The following is a 16,937-nucleotide window of genomic DNA, read 5'->3' as shown; positions in this document are numbered from 1 at the left end:
TTGTCTGGAGATTGAATAACGTTGGACAGCGGTACCCGTGCGCGAACCCGCCATGCGACGGCACATCCCTATGCAAAGGCCTCACCTAACCTGAACACGGAGACCGCCTCTCTTAGCGAGTGTGCCTGATCCGCCATGGCCTGCGCCGCCGCAGCAGCTTCTTCCACCAGCGCGGCGTTACGCTGGGTCACCTCGTCCATCTGCCTCACAGCCTGGTTGACCTGCTCGATACCGCGGCTCTGCTCCACCGAGGCCGAGGAGATCTCGCCCATGATATCGGTCACGCGCCGCACCGAAACGACGATCTCGTCGATCGTCCCGCCGGCCTGACTCACCAGCGTCGAGCCCACCTTGACGCGCCGGACCGACTCGCCGATCAACGCGCCGATCTCTCTCGCGGCAGCCGCGCTACGTTGTGCAAGCGTGCGCACTTCGCCGGCCACCACCGCAAAACCGCGGCCCTGTTCGCCCGCGCGCGCCGCCTCGACGGCGGCGTTCAGCGCCAGAATGTTGGTCTGAAACGCGATGCTCTGGATCACGTCGACGATCGCCGCCACTTGGCCCGAGCTCTCGGAGATACCCTGCATCGTTTCCACGACCTGCACGACAAACTGTCCGCCGCGCGCGGCAGCTTCCGATGCGACCTCGGCCAGCATCACCGCCTGCTTCGCGCTCTCGGCGTTGTGACGCACTGTCGACGTGAGTTCTTCCATGCTGCTGGCGGTTTCTTCAAGCGACGCCGCCTGTTCTTCGGTGCGTCGCGAGAGATCGGTATTGCCTTGCGAGATCTCGTCGGCCGCCACCGAGATCGACTCTCCCGAGGTCTTGATGCCGACGACCGTGTCGCAAAGTTGCCGGTCCATTTTACGCAGCGCGTCGAGAAGCTGGCCGAACTCATCGCGCGATTCCACATGGATCCGGTTATCGAGCCGACCGTCCGCAATGTGATTGGCGACGCTGACCGCGTGCCTTAACGGCGTCGAAATCGCTCTGACCAGGTAGATCGACACGCCGATCGCCGCCGCGACGCCGGCCACGACCAGCGAAATGGCAATCAGGATCTGCGTGCGAAACGTCGCGGCGCTGTCGCTCGCGATCTGTTTCGTCTGCGTCAGGTTCAAGGCGGCGTCTTCATCCAGCGCCTTTTGCAAGGTGTGGGAGATCGGCACCATCCCGTTGATCGATGCCGTCACGTCAGTGAAGTTTTCAGCCTTCGCCGCGTTCAGCGCCGCATCGGTGAGGTGGTTGAACGGTGGTAGCGCGTCGTTGATGCGGTTTGCGATGGCGCGTTCCTTGTCATTGAACGCGCCATGCAGGAAGTACTCGCTCCACGCCGCGGCCATGCGCGCCTGATCGGTGCGGATCTTCGCCATCATCTCCGCTGCGTGCGCGGCGCTGCCGGCGCCCTGCATGGCTCTGAGCTGCAAGCGGATATCGAGTTGCGCGACCCGCACGTCGCACAACTCGGCAATCGGCGTGACCTTGCCGTCATACAGACCGCTCATGTCCGAGGTCAACCGCCACAAGCTCACGACACCGAACGCCCCAATGCCAACCATCAGCGACACGGAGACGCCGAACGCAAGGATGATCCGGAAGCGGATCGTGTGAAAGAACGGATTCACCTGGGTCCTGTCAGGAGGCATTGGGCGGTGGGCAAAGCGCTCGCAGCGCGGCGCGATCCTCTCATGCCGTCAATGCGACCGGCTGCTGCGCCGTAGACGTTGCCACGGACGCTGCGGTCGCGGTTGTGGTCGCGGTTGCCGCAGCCGTTGCGGGCACAACGAACTGATACAGGTTCTTCGGATCCAGCGGCGCCGGAATCAGTTCGATATGCTCACCGATGTTGCGCGCGTCGGTCACGTCGCGCAGATAGCGCAGCGCCGAGAAATCCTCCAGCGCGAAACCGACCGAATCGAACACGGTCACCTGGGCCGCATCCTGCCGCCCCGCCACTTCACCCGACAACACGCGCCACAACTCCACCACCGGAAAATCCGCCGGCAGTTGCTGGATATCGCCCTCGATGCGCGTCTGCGGCTCGAACTCCACAATCACGCGCGCGCCTCTCAACACATCCGCGTGCAGTTCGGTCTTGCCCGGGCAGTCGCCGCCCACGGCGTTGATATGCATGCCCGGTTCGATCATGTCGGGGGTCAGGATGGTCGCGTTGGTCTTGTCGGCGGTGGCCGTCGTGACGATGTCCGCACCGCGTACGGCCTCGGCCGCACTGGCGGCCCGAACGATCTTCAGGTCCTTGAAGCCGGCCAGGTTGCGGATCAGCTTGTCGGTTGCCGCGGGATCAATATCGAACACGCGCACTTCGTTCACGCCGAGTATCGCCTTGAACGCGAGCACCTGGAATTCGCTTTGTGCGCCGTTGCCGATCAGGGCCATCGAGCGTGCATCCGGCCGCGCCAGCGCTTTCGCCACCAATGCCGAAGTCGCCGCCGTGCGCAATGCCGTCATGATGGTGAATTCGCTGAACAGCACCGGGAAACCGGACTCGACTTCCGCCAGCACGCCGAACGCCATCACGGTCAGCATATTGACGTGGGTGTTTTTCGGGTGGCCGTTCACGTACTTGAAGCCATAGAGCGTGCTATCGGACGTGGGCATGAGTTCGATCACACCGCCAGGCACATGATTGGCCACCCGCGCCGACTTCTCGAATTCGTTCCAGCGCAGATAGTCCGCGCGAATGTAATCCGCCATCGTGGTGATGAACGTTTCCGCGCCGATCGACGTCACCAGTTTGCGGACGTCGCTTACATCGATATATCTCGTCATTTTCTATTCAACCTTGTCAACATTCGAAGTCCGTCACGCGCTGAGCAGGTTGCCCGAGCGGATGACTTCGTGGCCCGACACCCGCCCAAGCGGATCGCCCTGCCGCACATATCTCACGTCTCTGCGCATATAGAAGACCCCCGCGGTATGCGAGTGCAGCGCGCGCCGCGTCCCGTCCGTCGTATCGACGATCACGAACATCTGCTGCCCGACACTGACGTGGGCACCGGGCTCCACGCAATGCAGCAGGATGCCCGCAGCCGGGGCATAAAACTGTTCGCTGCCGGCGAGCGGCGTCGCCGGAAAGCTCAAGGGCGGCAACGGCGGCGCCGCTGCATCGATGGCGCCGCAATAGGTCAGGTAATCGACGATGGCCGTCGCATCCTTGTGCGCCAGCTCGTCGCTGACGTCGCGCTGGCCGCGATGTTCGACCGTGACCGCGGTGCTGCCGTACGGAATCGGGAAGCGCTCGCCGAGGCGTTGGCGCAGTTGCCACCATGTGAAGCTGTGCGCTTCGTCGAACGACTGACCGCCCGAATCCACCGCCAGCAACGACGAACGCGCGCCGAGGTAACGTGCGAGCGGCTCCACCTCCGGCCAGATCGCTTCGCCCGTATACACATGCATGGCCGCTTCGCGCGAGCAATGCAGGTCGAGAATGATGTCCGCGTCGACCGAGAGCAGCATCAAGGTGCGCTGCAGATCGTCGAATGCCTGGCGGGGTTGTTGCGCGAGCAACAGGTTGCGCCAGGCCGCGTGAATCGCCTTGCGGTTTGCTTCGGCGTCGGCGGTGAGTGTTCCTTCCACGGCGTCGGCAATCTGCGACGCCAGCAGCGGGAAACCCCGGTTGAAATTCCGCCCGCTCGCCAGTTCGAAGCGTCCAATCGCATAGCCGAGCACGTACTGGCTCAGGCCGATCGGATTAGCCGCGCTCACCAGCACCACTTCGCAGCGCAAGCGTCCCTGTTCTTCGAGCTGTCGCAGCTTGTCCGTCACACTCAGCGCGACCAGCATGCCGGGAATTTCGTCCGCGTGCAGGCCGGCCTGGATATAGATCTTTCTGCCGTAATGCCCGGCGCCGAAGTGATGCGAGATCAACTGATGCGCAGTGCCATCGGAAGCGGCAAGCAGGCGGTGTGTAACGCTGTGCATGAAAAGAAGGGTCCTGTGGTTCGTCAACTGGCCGCGACGGTTGTGGCCGGCGCGCCGGGTCGGTTCACCTCGCGCGCCCTGCGGATTCCAGCCTTGCCCTATGAACGCCAGAAACGTCGAAGCACTGATGGCATGCTAAGCGCCCGCAGGAACGGGCGGAAGCGTGCTCCGGGTTATCGTGATCGGCAATTTAGATCACCCGCGGGGGTCCGCGATAGCACGCGGCGGCCCGATCCGTGGCGCGCGATCCGCGCCTGACTTTAGCCGTTGCGGGCCACGCCGCGCGTCAGTCGCGCATAGGACACCAGCATGCTCGCCAGTTCCTGGGCGATCGATGTCAACGGCGAATTGCTGCGCCGGATCAGGGATACGTCGCGCGGCTGGAAGGTCTCGCGGATCGGCACCCTGACGAGCGAACCCGAAAACAGTTTGAAGTCGGCGAGCACGCCGGGGTCCATCGTCAGGTAGTCCGTTTCGCAGACGAGAAACAGCGACTCCAGCAGCGTCTCGGCGGTAATGACGATTTTCGGCATGCCCAGCCCGTGGGTTGCGAACATCCCCACCAGCCGGTTCGCCGCAATGCCGACCACACCCTCGCGTTTGAAGCCCACCCATTCGGAATCGGCCAGTTCGGCAATCGACGTGGCGTGGGCCTTCGGGTGGCCGGCGCGCGCGAGGATGGCGGGAGAGGAACGGTAGAGCCGGTCGATGTGCAGATCCACATCGTCCAGTTCCGGCGCGAGCGGACACAGCGCGAAATCGAGCCGTCCGTCGCGAATCCGCTCGATCAGCGTTTGCGCCGAGCCGTTCGACAGATGCACGAGCACCCGCGGGAAGCTCGACATGAAGCGCTTCAACACCGGCACCAGCAGCTCGGCCAGCGGCTCGGAGGTCAGGCCGAGCGCAATGCGCCCGGTCGGCTCCCCTTCCAGTTCGCGCATATCCTGGTCGATGCGTTCGCAGTCCTTGAGGATAGACGAGGCCCGCGCCAGCAGCTTCTCCCCGAACGGCGTGAGGCTGATGCCGAGATGCGAGCGCGTCAGCAACGGCACGGCGAGCTCCGCCTCGAGACTCTGGATAGCGTGGGTCAACGCGCTTTGCGCGATGTCCAGCGAGCGCGAAGCCGCGCGAAAACTGCCCTGTTCGACGACCGCGCAAAACACTCTGAGCTGGCTCAACGTCATGTGATCACCTTAAGCGAATCCGATTCCTAAAAAGTCCTAACAGGTCTTGAGCGCGCTGCAAATACGGGTCTTCATTGTGATCGTGCGATTAGATCGCGATGCCAAGGATCGGTCTTCCGAGACAAAAAATGACCACATAGGATTTGACGCAACCCGTGCCTCACGCGCAGGTCCTGCTTCACTGCAGCTCGCTTCAATTCATATCAATTGCATCCGGCTCTGCCGAGGATAACTACGATGAAAAAGACCATACCCATGATTGCCGCGCTCTGCGCCTTCTCGAGCGTCGCGCACGCGCAGAGCAGCGTGACGCTTTACGGCCTGCTCGATACGGGTTTAGCGTTCAACTCGAACTCCAAAGGTGCCTCGCAGTACTCGCTTGCTTCCGGCAACCTGCAGGGCGATCGCTGGGGCTTTCGCGGCGTGGAGGACCTCGGCGGCGGCCTCAGTGCCATCTTCCGGCTCGAAGGCGGCTTTGCCATCAACAACGGCACGCTGGGCCAGGGCGGCGACCTGTTCGGACGTAAAGCCTATGTGGGCCTCGCGAGTCCCTATGGTACCGTCACCCTCGGCCGTCAATACGACACCCTCGGCGACTACGTGGGCAGCTTCGAATCGGCCAACGCCGAAGAACTCGTGACCGCCACGGAATGGGGCAGCATTTACGGCGCGCACCCCGGCGACATGGACAACCTCGACAACTCCGACCGCATCAACAATTCGATCAAGTACGCGAGCCAGAACTACGGCGGCTTTACCTTCGGCGGCATCTACAGCCTCGGCGGCAAAGCCGGTGACTTCACCGAAGACCAGTTGTACGGCCTGGGCGCCGGTTACCACAACGGCACGCTGAGTCTCGGCGTAGCCTATGAAAAAGCCAAAGACCCGAACTACTCGGTGTTCGGCACCAACCCTAACGCCAATACATCGACTTCGACCAGCGCCCTCAACATGTCGAGCCCGGTGTACAGCGGCTTCGCCTCGGCCGGCGCGTGGCAGGTGATCTCGGCAGGCGCCGCTTACCGGATCGGCAATGCGACGATCGGCGGCGTCTATAGCAACGTGGCCTTCCAGAACCTCGGCAGCGAAGCCGGCGCCGGCCTGAACCCGAAACATCTGACCGGCACCGCGTCCTTCAATATCGGCGAACTGAACTTCGCGTACCTGGTCACGCCAGCACTGCAGCTTGGCGTGGCTTATACGTACACGCGCGGCGACTCGGTCGGCAGCATCTCCGGTGCGACGTACAACCAGGTCAACCTCGGCGCCAACTACTTCCTCTCGAAACGCACCGACCTGTATCTGGTCGGCATCTACGAACACGCAAGCGGCGAAGACTCGACCGGCAAGCCGGCGGTGGCGGCGATCGCCAATCTGTCGAACTCGTCGACCGATGTGCAGACCGCAGTCGTAGTCGGGATCCGGCATAGGTTCTGACCGTTTCTCTGTTCAGACGATGTCAAAAAGGTGCCGCGCGGCACCTTTTTTATTGCTTCTGCCTACTGCCGGTACACAGAAACGTAAACTGAAACGCCGCCCTCAGGCTCCGGCCTGCAAGGCAACGCGATGCCCCGCCGCACCTTGAACCACCTCGGCCAGATGCGGCACCGCCGGTTGCCCGCCTTGCTGCGCATCCTGCTGGGCATGGTCCGGATTGAAATACGCCGCATCGCCCAATCGTTGCGCAGGCACTTCGCGCGACAGCACCTTGAAGCCGTCCACACGATTGCCGCGCAACTCCGGGACCGCCTGCAGCAAACGACGTGTATACGGGTGGCACGGATCGTCGAAGACGGCGTCACGTGTGCCCTCCTCCACCACATGTCCGCGCAGCATCACCAGCACCCGGTCCGCGATCTGCTCGACCACGCCGAGGTCATGCGAAATCAGCAGACAGGCGAAACCGTAGCGCGCCTGCAACGACACCAGCATGTCGAGCACCTGCTTCTGGACCGTCACGTCGAGCGCCGACACGGGTTCGTCGGCGATGATCACGGCCGGGCGGCTTGCCAACGCTCTCGCAATGGCCACGCGCTGGCGCTGACCGCCGGACAACTCGTGGACGAAGCGCCGCGCGTGATCGGCCAGCCCGACGTCGGCCAGTGCGGTGCTCACCCGCTCGGTACGTTGCGCGGCACTCAGCGCGCGGTCCGCGCGCAGTCCTTCGGCCACCAGCGCGCCGACCCGCATGCGCGGATCGAGCGACGAATACGGATCCTGGAAGACGATCTGGATCGCACGGCGCGCAGCCTGCAACTGCTTCGCACCGGTACCGAGAAAGCGCTCGCCGTTGAGCAGCACATCGCCCTCGGCGGGCTCGACGAGGCCGAGCACGACCTTCGTCAGACTCGTCTTGCCGCTACCCGACTCGCCGACAATCGCCAGCGTCTCGCCGGCCCGCAAGCTGAACGAGGTGCGATGCACCGCGCGCACGCTGCGCTTGCCGCCAAACCAGGCCGCCATGCCGCTGCGCGCGGCCTGATAGTCGATGACGACGTCACGCACTTCGAGAACAGGCGCAGGAAGCGGCGCAGCGGATGCAGCCGATGCGTCGGACGCTTCAGGCGCTTCAGGCGACACGGCAGGCAAGCGCCGCGGCAAGGCGTCGAGCAACGCCAGCGTGTAGTCATGCGACGGCCGCGACAGCACCTGCGCGGCGGGACCGGTTTCGACGGCCACACCCGCACGCATCACCAGCACCTGCTCTGTGTACGCGGCCACCAGCGCGAGATTGTGGCTGATAAAGATCAGCGCGGTGCCCTCTTCGCGAGTGAGCTCCGTCATCAGATCGAGCACTTCCTTCTGGACCACGCAGTCGAGCGCAGTAGTCGGTTCGTCGGCGATCAACAGTTTGGGCCGCAACAGCATAACGGCCGCGAGCATGATGCGTTGACGCATCCCGCCCGAAAACTCATGCGGATAGCGCTTCATGCAGCCCTGCGGATCGCGCACGCGCACCCGTTCGAGCATCGCAACGGCCTGCGCCCAGGCTTGCGCGCGCGGCACGCCGCGGCGGCGCACGAGCGCTTCGGTCAACTGCTCGCCGATCCGGAACGCCGGATTCAGCGACACCATCGGTTCCTGAAACACCATGCCGATGCCGATACCCCGCGTGGTCCGCCACTGGGCCGGCGTCTGTTCGAGCAACGGCTGGCCCGCAAAACTCACGCTGCCGCCCATGATCTGCGCCGCATCCGGCAGCAAGCCGAGCAGCGTTTTGCCGATCAGGGTCTTGCCGCTGCCCGATTCGCCCACCACCGCCAGCGACTGTCCCGCATCGAGGTCGAAGCTGACCCGTTGCACGACCGGCTTTGCGCCGCCATCGGGCGTGCGGAATCCGAGCGTCAGGTCGCGCACGCTCAGCAGCGGTTGTTTAGTTTGACTAACGGCTGGACCAGACGTATGCGCCTGAGCACTCGCAGAGGAAGTCACAATCACAGAGTGACGCGTCATCATTTGGCCCCTCCGTTCATGCGCGGATCGAGCAGATCGCGCACCGCATCGCCGAGCATGTTGATGCCGAGCAGCGCGAGGGAAATCGACATGCCGGGGAAAATCGCCAGCCAGATGGCGCGGTCGATGGCGTTGCGGCTATCGGCGAGCATGCCGCCCCAGGTCGGCGCGGGCGGCGGCACGCCGAGCCCGAGAAAGCTCAGCGCGCTTTCGGCGAGCAGCGCGGAGCCGAACAGCGAGGTCGAGAAAATCAGCAGCGGCGCGAGACTGTTCGGCAGCACATGCCGGAACAGCGTCCACACGCCACCATTGCCCATCGCCTGCGAGGCGACGACAAAATCGCGGCTGCGCAGCGACAGCGTGCCGCCGCGCGCGAGCCGCGTCACCGACGGCGTGTACGCGAGACCCAGCGCCAGCACCACGGACCACTTCGACGGGCCGAGCACGGTCATGATGCCGAGCGCCAGCAGCAAACCCGGAAAGGCCATCAGGGCATCGACCAGCACGAGCACCACACGGTCCAGCCAGCCGCCGATATAACCCGACACCGTACCCAGTGCGGTACCGAGCGCAAGCGCAAAAAACACCGAGCCGATGCTTACGGTCAGACTCACCGACGCGCCGGCCATGATGCGCGACAGCACATCGCGTCCGAACTCGTCGGTGCCGAGCCAATGCTGGAGGCTCGGCGCCGCGTAGCGCGTCACCAGATCGACGTCGGTCGGGTCATAGGGTGTATAGACGAGGCCGATCATGGCCGTCGCCACCAGCAAGCCGACCAGCACGATGCCGAGCTTCAGATTGAGCCGTTTGAAGGAAAGCAGTTTCATCTAGAGTTTCATGCGCGGATCGAAGACCGGATACAGCAGGTCGACGACGAGATTGACGAGGACGTACAGCAGCGCAATCACCAGCAGGCAGGCCTGCACCACCGGATAGTCGCGCGCATAGATGCTCTCGACCAGCAGGCGCCCCATGCCGGGCAGCGTAAACACCGTTTCGATGACAGCGCCGCCGGCCAGCAGGTGCCCGAGGATCAGGCCGACCACGGTCAACGCCGGACCGAAAGCATTCGGCAGCGCATGGCGCAGCAACACGCGCGGCTCCGAGAGTCCTTTCGCGCGGGCGTGCGAAATGTATTCGAGCCGCAGCACCTCGAGACTGCTCGCGCGCATCATGCGCGTGAGCACGGCGATCTCACCGAGCGCGACCGCAAGCACCGGCAGCACCAGATAGCGCACGGTGCCCCATCCGGCCTCGCTGAAGGTTTCGAAGCCGAAGGTCGGCAACCATTGCAGCTTCACGCCGAAGACCCACATCAGCAGAATGCCGACCCAGAAGCTCGGCAGCGAGACCAGCAGGATGCTGGTAAACACAATCGCCGGATCGGCGCGACGATTCTGCGACCACGCCGCAAACAGACCCGCCGGAATCGCGATCAGGCTTGCGAACAGCGTCGCCGACAGCACGATTTCGGCGGTGACCGGGAACGTAGTGCGGATCAGCTCCGCCACCGGTTGATGACGCGCGATCGACATGCCGAGGTCGCCATGCGCCAGATGCGTCACCCACAGCACGAACTGTTCGGGTACCGAACGATCGAGCCCGAACTGATGACGCAGTTGCGCGAGCAGCGCCGGATCGTTGACGTCGCCGAGCATCAACGAGGCCGGGTCGCCCGGAATCGCGCGCATCATGCCGAAGACGAGCAGGGTCACGATCAGCACAGTCGGCACCGCCATCGCGATGCGTTTGATCATGTAGGAAAGCATCGCGTTCTCTAGTCCTTGCTCACGTTAAACAGGCGGATGCGGCGCATCGGCCACGACGTCAGACCGTGCAGCCGGCTGCTGACCAGAAGCAGATCGGGCGTGTAGTACATGCCGAGCAGCGGCGTGTCGGCGAGCATCATCTGATGCAGGCGCTCGAAGGTGTGCTTGCGGGTCGCGTCGTCGGTCACGCCCTGCAGGCTGTGCAGCAGGTCGAGTGCAGCCGGGTTCTCCCACTGCGCCATCGGCGTTTTCGACTTGTCGCCGAGTACGTCGCCGAACATCAGCGCAGGGTCGATCCGCGCCGAATAGCCGAACGACATCATCTGAAAGCGCCCCGCGCGGAAATCGCTCACCTGCTTGCCCCATTCGACGATGTCCAGTTCCGTGCGAATGCCGGCCTTCGTCAGGAGCGATTGCACGTAGACCGCCAGCGTGTACATATGCTCGAAGCGGCGACTGGTTTCGAGCTTCAGCGTCTGACCGTGATAACCGGCCTGCGCGAGCAGACGCTTCACCTCGGGCAGGTTCTGCGTATAGCCGCTTGCGTCGACGGGCGAGAACAGTTCGTTGGCATCGGGCACGAGCGACGGGTTGTAGCGCGCGTGACCATCCGTCACCGCGTTGACGATGCCGGGCAGATCGAGCGCGAGAGCAATCGCGCGACGCATGTGCACGTCCGAGAGCAACGGGTCGCGGGTTTGCATCAGCAGCACGGCCGGATCGGCGCTCGGACCGTCGACCAGATGCCAGCGCGGATCGGGCGGCAGCAGACTGTTTTCGCTGATCGTCATGGCGTCGATCTGGCCGGCCGCCAGCGCGGATTTCTGCGCGGCTTCGTCGGGGATCACCACGAAGCGCACGTCCGCGTGTGCCACCTTGGCGCCGGCGAGGCCGCTCGGCGGCTCGGTACGCGGGCGGTATTGCGGGAACGGCTTGAGCAGCACGTACTGGCCGCGCTTCCAGTCGGCGAATACAAACGGACCGGTGGCCACCGGCTTCAGCCATTGGCCCGCGCTGTCCACGCTGGACGGATGCAGCACCGCCAGCGGGCAGCGCGGATCGACCATCTGTTTGAGAAAAAGCGCGTACGGACGGTCCAGTTCGAATACGACCGTGTACGGATCGGGCGTGCGCACGGCCAGCACCTTCACGCCGCGATTGCCGTCGAACACGCTGCGGCACTCGAAGCCCGAACTGCGCTTCATCAGATACTGGAAGCTCCATTTGACTTCGGCGGAGGTCACGGGCGCGCCGTTATGAAACAGCACGCCATGGCGCAGATGAAACGTGTAGGTCTTGCCGTCCGCCGTAATGTCCCAACTGTCCGCGAGCATCGGTCCCACGCTCAGATCGGCGCGCAGCGCGACCAGCGATTCGACGACATTGCCGAGAATGTTGTCCGTGGCGGTGTTGCGCGCCACGTTGCCGGGCATCGAGGTGGGTGTGTCCTCGCCCTCGGCCACGCGGATCTCGTGTGCCGCCGCCTGGCCCGACGCAGGTTCAATGGACGACGCAGACGCAAAGGCGGCAGACGCCGCGGCACACGCCATCCCTAACGCGGCGCTCTGGAGCAGACAACGGCAGAAACGCATCCCGCGATCGATCACAAACGGTACTCCGCGAAGATCCGCCCTGAGTGGACTGGCATGAGGTCGAGGCTGAGCGGCGGCGTATTCGGCGCACACGTTCGCGTTAAAGGCTGGGGCGGGAACATCGGGTCTCCGTGCTTGGGGTATCGATCTGTTGGAGTTTCGGAATATCGACCTCTCGGAGCGATCCTAAGCAAGCCACGCCGGCCAAGGAAGTCACGACAAAATATCGTGATCTGCTTTTTAGATCGCCCACCGCTTACCTGCCCCCTGGCGCTCACCCCGCAGGCGCCACCAGCGCCCCTTGAATGGCGTGGCGAGCCAGCGCCGCCGCGACGAACCCCGACGACTTCCTCTCCTCGACAAACTCCCGCAAATACTGCGCGGCGGCCTCGCCCCGGCTGCGGGGCGTCCCCATGGCCTGCTGAATCACCATGAAGCGCTCGTCCAGCAGACGCAAACCGGGGTGAAGCGCGGCGTCCGCCTCGAGCTGCTGCTTCACGCCGGCCGCCACCTCCAGCCCCTCTGCGAGGAAGGTCTGCACGACGGCGGGCGAACTGGGCGCACGCACGATGTGCGCGTGGCGCAGTTCGCGCGTGAGAAACAGGTCGTAGGCGCTGTCCTTGCCCACCGCGACGCGGTGAGCCGCCGTGTCGACCTCCGCGTTGCGGCGAATCGCGGAGGCGTTGCGCACCAGGTAGTAGCCTTCGATCAGCACATAGGGCGCGGTGAACGCAATGCTCGCGCCGCGCGCGGGGTCGATGGCGAAGAAGCCGATGTCGGCCCGCTCGTCCGCGACCGCCTCCACCGATTTACCCGCGGTGTCGAACACGACCAGTTCCACGTCGGCGCCCAGTTGCCGGCCGAATTCGTTGGCGAGGTCGATCGAGACGCCGAACGGCTGCCCCGTGGCGGCGTCCTTGTTCGCGAGGATCGGATTGCCGAGGTTGATCGACGCCCTGAGCTTGCCGGTGGGCGTAAAGGCAGCGCGAATGGAAGGCGTGAGGGTCATCGTCGAGTCTCCAGGCCGCGCCATGGGATGCGCCGCCGTTGTGGTTCAAGCTAGGATTTAAGGATGCCGGCGATCCGCGAAAGCGCATCGAGCGTATGTTTCAGGTGGGCGCGCAAGGCTTCGGCGGCCTCTTCGTTGCGCTCTTTCTCGAGCAGGTTCAGGATCTGGAGATGCTGCTTGCAATGCTTCGTATAGCGTTGCCGATCCTGCATGGAGCGGTACGAGAGTAAACGGCGGACGCGGTTCACCCGTTTGATCGTGTCGATAAAAAACGGGTTGCCGGAGGCTTCGACCAGCGACTCGTGAAACCGCACGCCGCGCTCGTGCAACTGATCAGCCGTATCGGTCTGAATGCCGCCATCGAGCAGGTGCTGCTCCGCCGCGCGGCAGCGCGCGAGCACGCTGGGCTCGAGACGAAAGCCCGGTTCCAGCAACGCCGCCGGCTCCAGCGCGAGCCGCAGGCGATACGATTGCAGCAGACTGTCGGGTGTGGTCAGCATGGTCGAGAATTCCCAGCCATAGCCCGGCTTGCGTTCGGCCCAGCCCTCCTGGGCAATGCGGCCGAGTACGGCGGCCAGTTGCGCGTTGGTCAGGCCGTAGCGCGTGCGGACCATCTGCTCTGAAAATGCCTGCGGCAGGGCGCCCTTGAGCAGATCGTCCGCGATCCGGAAGTAGACGCTCGTCACTACGTCGGCTTGCGCGAGGCCCAATGCGTCGACCACATCCGAAAGCGGGGCTTCGACCGGCCGGGCCAGAAAAAAGCCGCGGTTGCGCTCGCGGCTCAGTACGCCCTTTTCGTGCAGAAGCGAGAGCGCTTCGTTGACCGGCGAGCGCGACACGCGCAGCCGGTCGGCCAGCATCTGGGCGGGCAGATGACTGCCCACCTCCATGCCGTCCGCCTGGATCAATTCGACAATCTTGCTCGCAATGGATCTATCGTGGTTCATGAGCGTGAGGTCGTTAGGAGACCGTGGCATCAACGGGCTTGCCTGGCGATCGTGTTGCGCAGGATGGAAGGAATCACGCCGCCGGCGCGCAACAACTGCACCTCCAGTTGCGTTTCGATGGCGGCGCTGGCTTCGAATGCTTCGATTCTGCCACTGCTGCGCCGAACGCGAATCGCCACCGCACAGCGCGGTGCGAGCGCGTCGGCTTGCGCATCCACTTCAACCGTATCGCCCGGCTGGATCATCAAGGTCGCCGGATTGACGCCCGGCGGCAGGCGCAGCGGCAGAATCCCCATGCCGATCAGGTTGGAGCGGTGAATGCGTTCGAAGCTGACCGCCAGCACCGCGCGAATGCCAAGCAGACGTTGCCCTTTGGCCGCCCAGTCGCGCGAGGAACCCGTGCCGTAGCGTTCGCCCGCGATCAGCACGAGGGCCTCGCCCTGCTGCCGGTAGCGTTCGGCCGCTGCGAAAATCGGCAGCACGTCCCCACTCGGCACGTGCAGCGTGTGGGCGACCGGCACGTCGGGCTTCAGCAGATTGACCAGCGTTTTGCTGTGGAACGCTGCTCGTACCATCACTTCCCAGTTGCCGCGCCGGGACGCAAACACGTTCAGGTCGTTGCGGTCGTCGCCGCGCTCCACCAGATAATCGGCCACCAGGCTGTCTCGCGGAATCGCACTCGCGGGCGAGATATGGTCCGTGGTGATGTCGTCTCCCAGCACCAGCAGCGGGTAGGCCCGGTAACAGCCAAGCTGGCTCGCCTCCGTGACGGCAGCGAACGGCGGCCGGCGCAAGGCAGTCGACTTCGGGTCCCACGGAAAGCGCTGGCTATCCGGTGCAATCAAACCATGCCAGCCCGGATTCCGACTGGCGAGCGCGAATGCACGCGGATAGTCGTCCGGCTCCGCTGCGATGGTGAGGACTGCTGAAATCTCCGCGCGGCTCGGCCACAAATCCCGCAGATGGACCGGCGTGCCGTCCGCCGCAATTTGCACCGGTTCGCGGCTCAGGTCCACTTGCGCGTTACCCGCGAGCGCGAAGGCGATCACCAGCGGCGGTGACATGATGAAGCCGAGATCGAGGTCGGGATGAATGCGTCCGGCAAAATTGCGGTTGCCGGACAACACGGCGACCGGATGAATCGAGCCTGCGGCAAGCGCATTCTGAATGGGTTCGGTCAGCGGACCCGAGTTACCGATGCAGGTCGTGCACCCGTAACCGACGATGTCGAAACCAAGCGCCGCCAGATCTTCGATCAGCCCGGCCCGCTCCAGATACGCGGCTGCGGCGGGCGAACCGGGCGCGAGCGAGGTCTTGACCCAGGCCGGCGTCTTCAGCCCAAGGCGGTGCGCCTTGCGCGCCACGAGACCCGCTGCGATCAGGAGCGCGGGATCCGACGTATTCGTGCAACTCGTAATGGCCGCAATTGCGACTGGATGCTTCGGCATCGCAGCGGGCCCATGTGCCGGCGTGAAAGCGAGCGCGGCGAGTGCCGTTGCGGTGTCGGCATAGCTCAGCAGGTCTTGCGGCCGGCGCGGCCCGGCGACGTGCATGCCGATCGCAGCCAGATCGATGTCGAGCACGCGTGTGTAGCGCGGCTCTGCCTCCGGGTCGAACCATAGGCCGGTGCTTTTCGTGTATGTCTCGACAAGCTTGATCGCGGCCGCCTCGCGATGCGTCGCGTGAAGATAGGCCAGGGTGTGTTCGTCGACCGGGAAGTAGCCCGTTGTTGCGCCGTATTCCGGCGCCATGTTGGCGACCACCGCTCGCTCGCCCGCACTCAGGCTCGCGACGCCGGGTCCGAAGAACTCGACGAACTCTCCCGAGACGCCGATCTGACGCAGGCGTTGCGTCACCGTCAAGGCCAGATCGGTGGCACATGTTCCCGCCGAAAGGGCGCCGGTCAAGCGCACGCCCACTACGTCGGGTATGCGCTGCATGACGGGCAGGCCGAACATCACCGTCTGCGCTTCGAGTCCGCCCACGCCCCAACCGAGTACGCCGATGCCGTTGATCATGGGCGTATGGCTGTCGGTTCCAATCAGCGTATCGGGCACCGCCCACCTGTCGCCGTCCCGGCTTTCGGTCGACACGACGCTCGCGAGTTGTTCGAGGTTGATGGTGTGCATGATGCCCGTGCCGGGAGGATGAATCCGCACGCCCGTGAGCGCTCGCGACGCCCAGCGCAGAAAGCGGTAGCGCTCCTCGTTGCGGCGCAGTTCGAGCTGCAGGTTGTGCGTTGCCGCATCCGCGCGGGCGAAGTGCTCGACTGCGAGCGAATGGTCGACGGATACGTCCACCGGCAGGACCGGATTCAGCGCAGCCGGATCGACACCCGCTTCCGCCAGCGCGTCGCGCATGGCGGCCACATCGACGAGCGCCGGCGTACTGGTGGTGTCGTGCATCAGCACCCGGCCCGGATGAAAGGCGATCTCCGCCTCGCTCGTGCCGTGCGCGAGCCACGCAAAGATGGCCTGCACGGCACTGTCCCGCTCGCTCCCCTCAGTGTTGCGGATCACGTTCTCGAGCAGCAGCCGCAACACGACAGGCAGAGACCGCAGTTGCGCGCCGAACAGCGCCGGCAGATCCACAAACCGGTAGGACGCGCCACCGATACTCAAGCGGGCCTCGGGAGCCAGGGGAAAGGTCGAGAGATTTTCCATCGTGTTACTTTGCACTTTTAATCGTCAAAATGCAATATACACGAAATCCCTGAAGCAGGCCGTGCACGACGAATCGTCAGAAGAACGCACGCATGGTTGCGTATGGCTTCGCGTTGTTTTTGCGCATCATTCGACGTCACAATCCGGCCACACGCAGCGGTCAAGGACCTCGTCCGCATGCCCACGCGCGCCCTGCGCATGCCACCGCTTGCTTCTCCATCAAGGCTTTGCCGTGTGCTCCGCACGCATCGTTTCTGACCCACAAAATCAGTATTGCGAAAAATCGCGGATTCGCTTCTCAGGCGTCTATTTACACTGCACGTGCCCTGAAAACCGTTGTTCCAACGAGGGCTCTACCTATAAACAATGCACCAT

12 protein-coding genes are annotated in these 16,937 nt (G+C 64.2%); 1 reads left to right on the top strand and 11 read right to left on the bottom strand.

From position 1 onward, the window contains the following. Positions 1-68: 68 nt before the first annotated feature. The 4 genes from P3T42_RS06350 to P3T42_RS06335 all read right to left on the bottom strand — a co-directional run bounded on the left by P3T42_RS06350 (position 69) and on the right by P3T42_RS06335 (position 5,126). Positions 69-1,625, bottom strand: a complete 1,557-nt coding sequence (locus P3T42_RS06350) for a methyl-accepting chemotaxis protein (protein WP_429305479.1) — start codon at positions 1,623-1,625, stop codon at positions 69-71. 61 nt (positions 1,626-1,686) lie between these two features. Further along, positions 1,687-2,790 (bottom strand): ornithine cyclodeaminase, encoded by a 1,104-nt coding sequence (locus P3T42_RS06345; protein WP_074299987.1) that lies wholly within the window; start codon positions 2,788-2,790, stop codon positions 1,687-1,689. 33 nt (positions 2,791-2,823) lie between these two features. Continuing rightward, positions 2,824-3,942 (bottom strand): succinylglutamate desuccinylase/aspartoacylase family protein, encoded by a 1,119-nt coding sequence (locus P3T42_RS06340; protein WP_429305478.1) that lies wholly within the window; start codon positions 3,940-3,942, stop codon positions 2,824-2,826. A 260-nt stretch (positions 3,943-4,202) separates the two neighbouring features. After that, positions 4,203-5,126, bottom strand: a complete 924-nt coding sequence (locus P3T42_RS06335) for a LysR family transcriptional regulator (protein ID WP_429305477.1) — start codon at positions 5,124-5,126, stop codon at positions 4,203-4,205. A 237-nt stretch (positions 5,127-5,363) separates the two neighbouring features. Here P3T42_RS06335 and P3T42_RS06330 point away from each other — a divergent pair, with 237 nt between their 5' ends. After that, positions 5,364-6,563: a porin gene (locus P3T42_RS06330; RefSeq protein ID WP_074299990.1), complete on the top strand. Its 1,200-nt coding sequence runs from the start codon at positions 5,364-5,366 to the stop codon at positions 6,561-6,563. Positions 6,564-6,665: 102 nt separating this feature from the next. Here P3T42_RS06330 and P3T42_RS06325 read toward each other — a convergent pair whose 3' ends face one another. From P3T42_RS06325 to acnA, 7 genes are all read right to left on the bottom strand, one after another. After that, complete coding sequence (locus tag P3T42_RS06325) at positions 6,666-8,582, bottom strand: dipeptide ABC transporter ATP-binding protein (protein WP_429305476.1); 1,917 nt, start codon at positions 8,580-8,582, stop codon at positions 6,666-6,668. After that, entirely contained in the window at positions 8,579-9,409 is an 831-nt protein-coding gene (locus P3T42_RS06320; RefSeq protein WP_429305475.1) for an ABC transporter permease, read from the bottom strand. The genes P3T42_RS06325 and P3T42_RS06320 overlap by 4 nt, the downstream gene beginning before the upstream one ends. After that, complete coding sequence (locus tag P3T42_RS06315) at positions 9,410-10,351, bottom strand: ABC transporter permease (protein ID WP_074299992.1); 942 nt, start codon at positions 10,349-10,351, stop codon at positions 9,410-9,412. An 8-nt stretch (positions 10,352-10,359) separates the two neighbouring features. Next, entirely contained in the window at positions 10,360-11,943 is a 1,584-nt protein-coding gene (locus tag P3T42_RS06310) for an ABC transporter substrate-binding protein (protein ID WP_429305474.1), read from the bottom strand. A 274-nt stretch (positions 11,944-12,217) separates the two neighbouring features. Further along, on the bottom strand, positions 12,218-12,952 hold the full coding sequence (locus P3T42_RS06305; protein WP_429305473.1) for an ABC transporter substrate-binding protein: 735 nt from the start codon (positions 12,950-12,952) through the stop codon (positions 12,218-12,220). A gap of 50 nt (positions 12,953-13,002) precedes the next feature. After that, a complete protein-coding gene (locus P3T42_RS06300) occupies positions 13,003-13,899 on the bottom strand; it encodes an FCD domain-containing protein (protein WP_429305472.1) in 897 nt (298 codons plus the stop codon). Between the two features lie 29 nt (positions 13,900-13,928). After that, entirely contained in the window at positions 13,929-16,562 is a 2,634-nt protein-coding gene (gene acnA / locus P3T42_RS06295; protein ID WP_429305471.1) for an aconitate hydratase AcnA, read from the bottom strand. Between the last annotated feature and the right edge of the window lie 375 nt (positions 16,563-16,937).

This window comes from Paraburkholderia sp. GAS38 (genome assembly GCF_050434965.1).
Lineage (GTDB): Bacteria > Pseudomonadota > Gammaproteobacteria > Burkholderiales > Burkholderiaceae > Paraburkholderia > Paraburkholderia phenazinium_A.
Note: the sequence above shows the minus strand (reverse complement) of the source record. Positions and strands in the feature narration are given on the sequence as shown.

What these genes read in the sequence shown, in the direction of transcription:
- P3T42_RS06315 (WP_074299992.1), bottom strand. Translation starts at nt 10,351, where the DNA reads ATGCTTTCCTACATGATCAAACGCATCGCGATGGCGGTGCCGACTGTG.
- P3T42_RS06340 (WP_429305478.1), bottom strand. Translation starts at nt 3,942, where the DNA reads ATGCACAGCGTTACACACCGCCTGCTTGCCGCTTCCGATGGCACTGCG.
- P3T42_RS06310 (WP_429305474.1), bottom strand. Translation starts at nt 11,943, where the DNA reads ATGCGTTTCTGCCGTTGTCTGCTCCAGAGCGCCGCGTTAGGGATGGCG.
- acnA (WP_429305471.1), bottom strand. Translation starts at nt 16,562, where the DNA reads ATGGAAAATCTCTCGACCTTTCCCCTGGCTCCCGAGGCCCGCTTGAGT.
- P3T42_RS06345 (WP_074299987.1), bottom strand. Translation starts at nt 2,790, where the DNA reads ATGACGAGATATATCGATGTAAGCGACGTCCGCAAACTGGTGACGTCG.
- P3T42_RS06300 (WP_429305472.1), bottom strand. Translation starts at nt 13,899, where the DNA reads ATGAACCACGATAGATCCATTGCGAGCAAGATTGTCGAATTGATCCAG.
- P3T42_RS06305 (WP_429305473.1), bottom strand. Translation starts at nt 12,952, where the DNA reads ATGACCCTCACGCCTTCCATTCGCGCTGCCTTTACGCCCACCGGCAAG.
- P3T42_RS06325 (WP_429305476.1), bottom strand. Translation starts at nt 8,582, where the DNA reads ATGATGACGCGTCACTCTGTGATTGTGACTTCCTCTGCGAGTGCTCAG.
- P3T42_RS06320 (WP_429305475.1), bottom strand. Translation starts at nt 9,409, where the DNA reads ATGAAACTGCTTTCCTTCAAACGGCTCAATCTGAAGCTCGGCATCGTG.
- P3T42_RS06335 (WP_429305477.1), bottom strand. Translation starts at nt 5,126, where the DNA reads ATGACGTTGAGCCAGCTCAGAGTGTTTTGCGCGGTCGTCGAACAGGGC.
- P3T42_RS06330 (WP_074299990.1), top strand. Translation starts at nt 5,364, where the DNA reads ATGAAAAAGACCATACCCATGATTGCCGCGCTCTGCGCCTTCTCGAGC.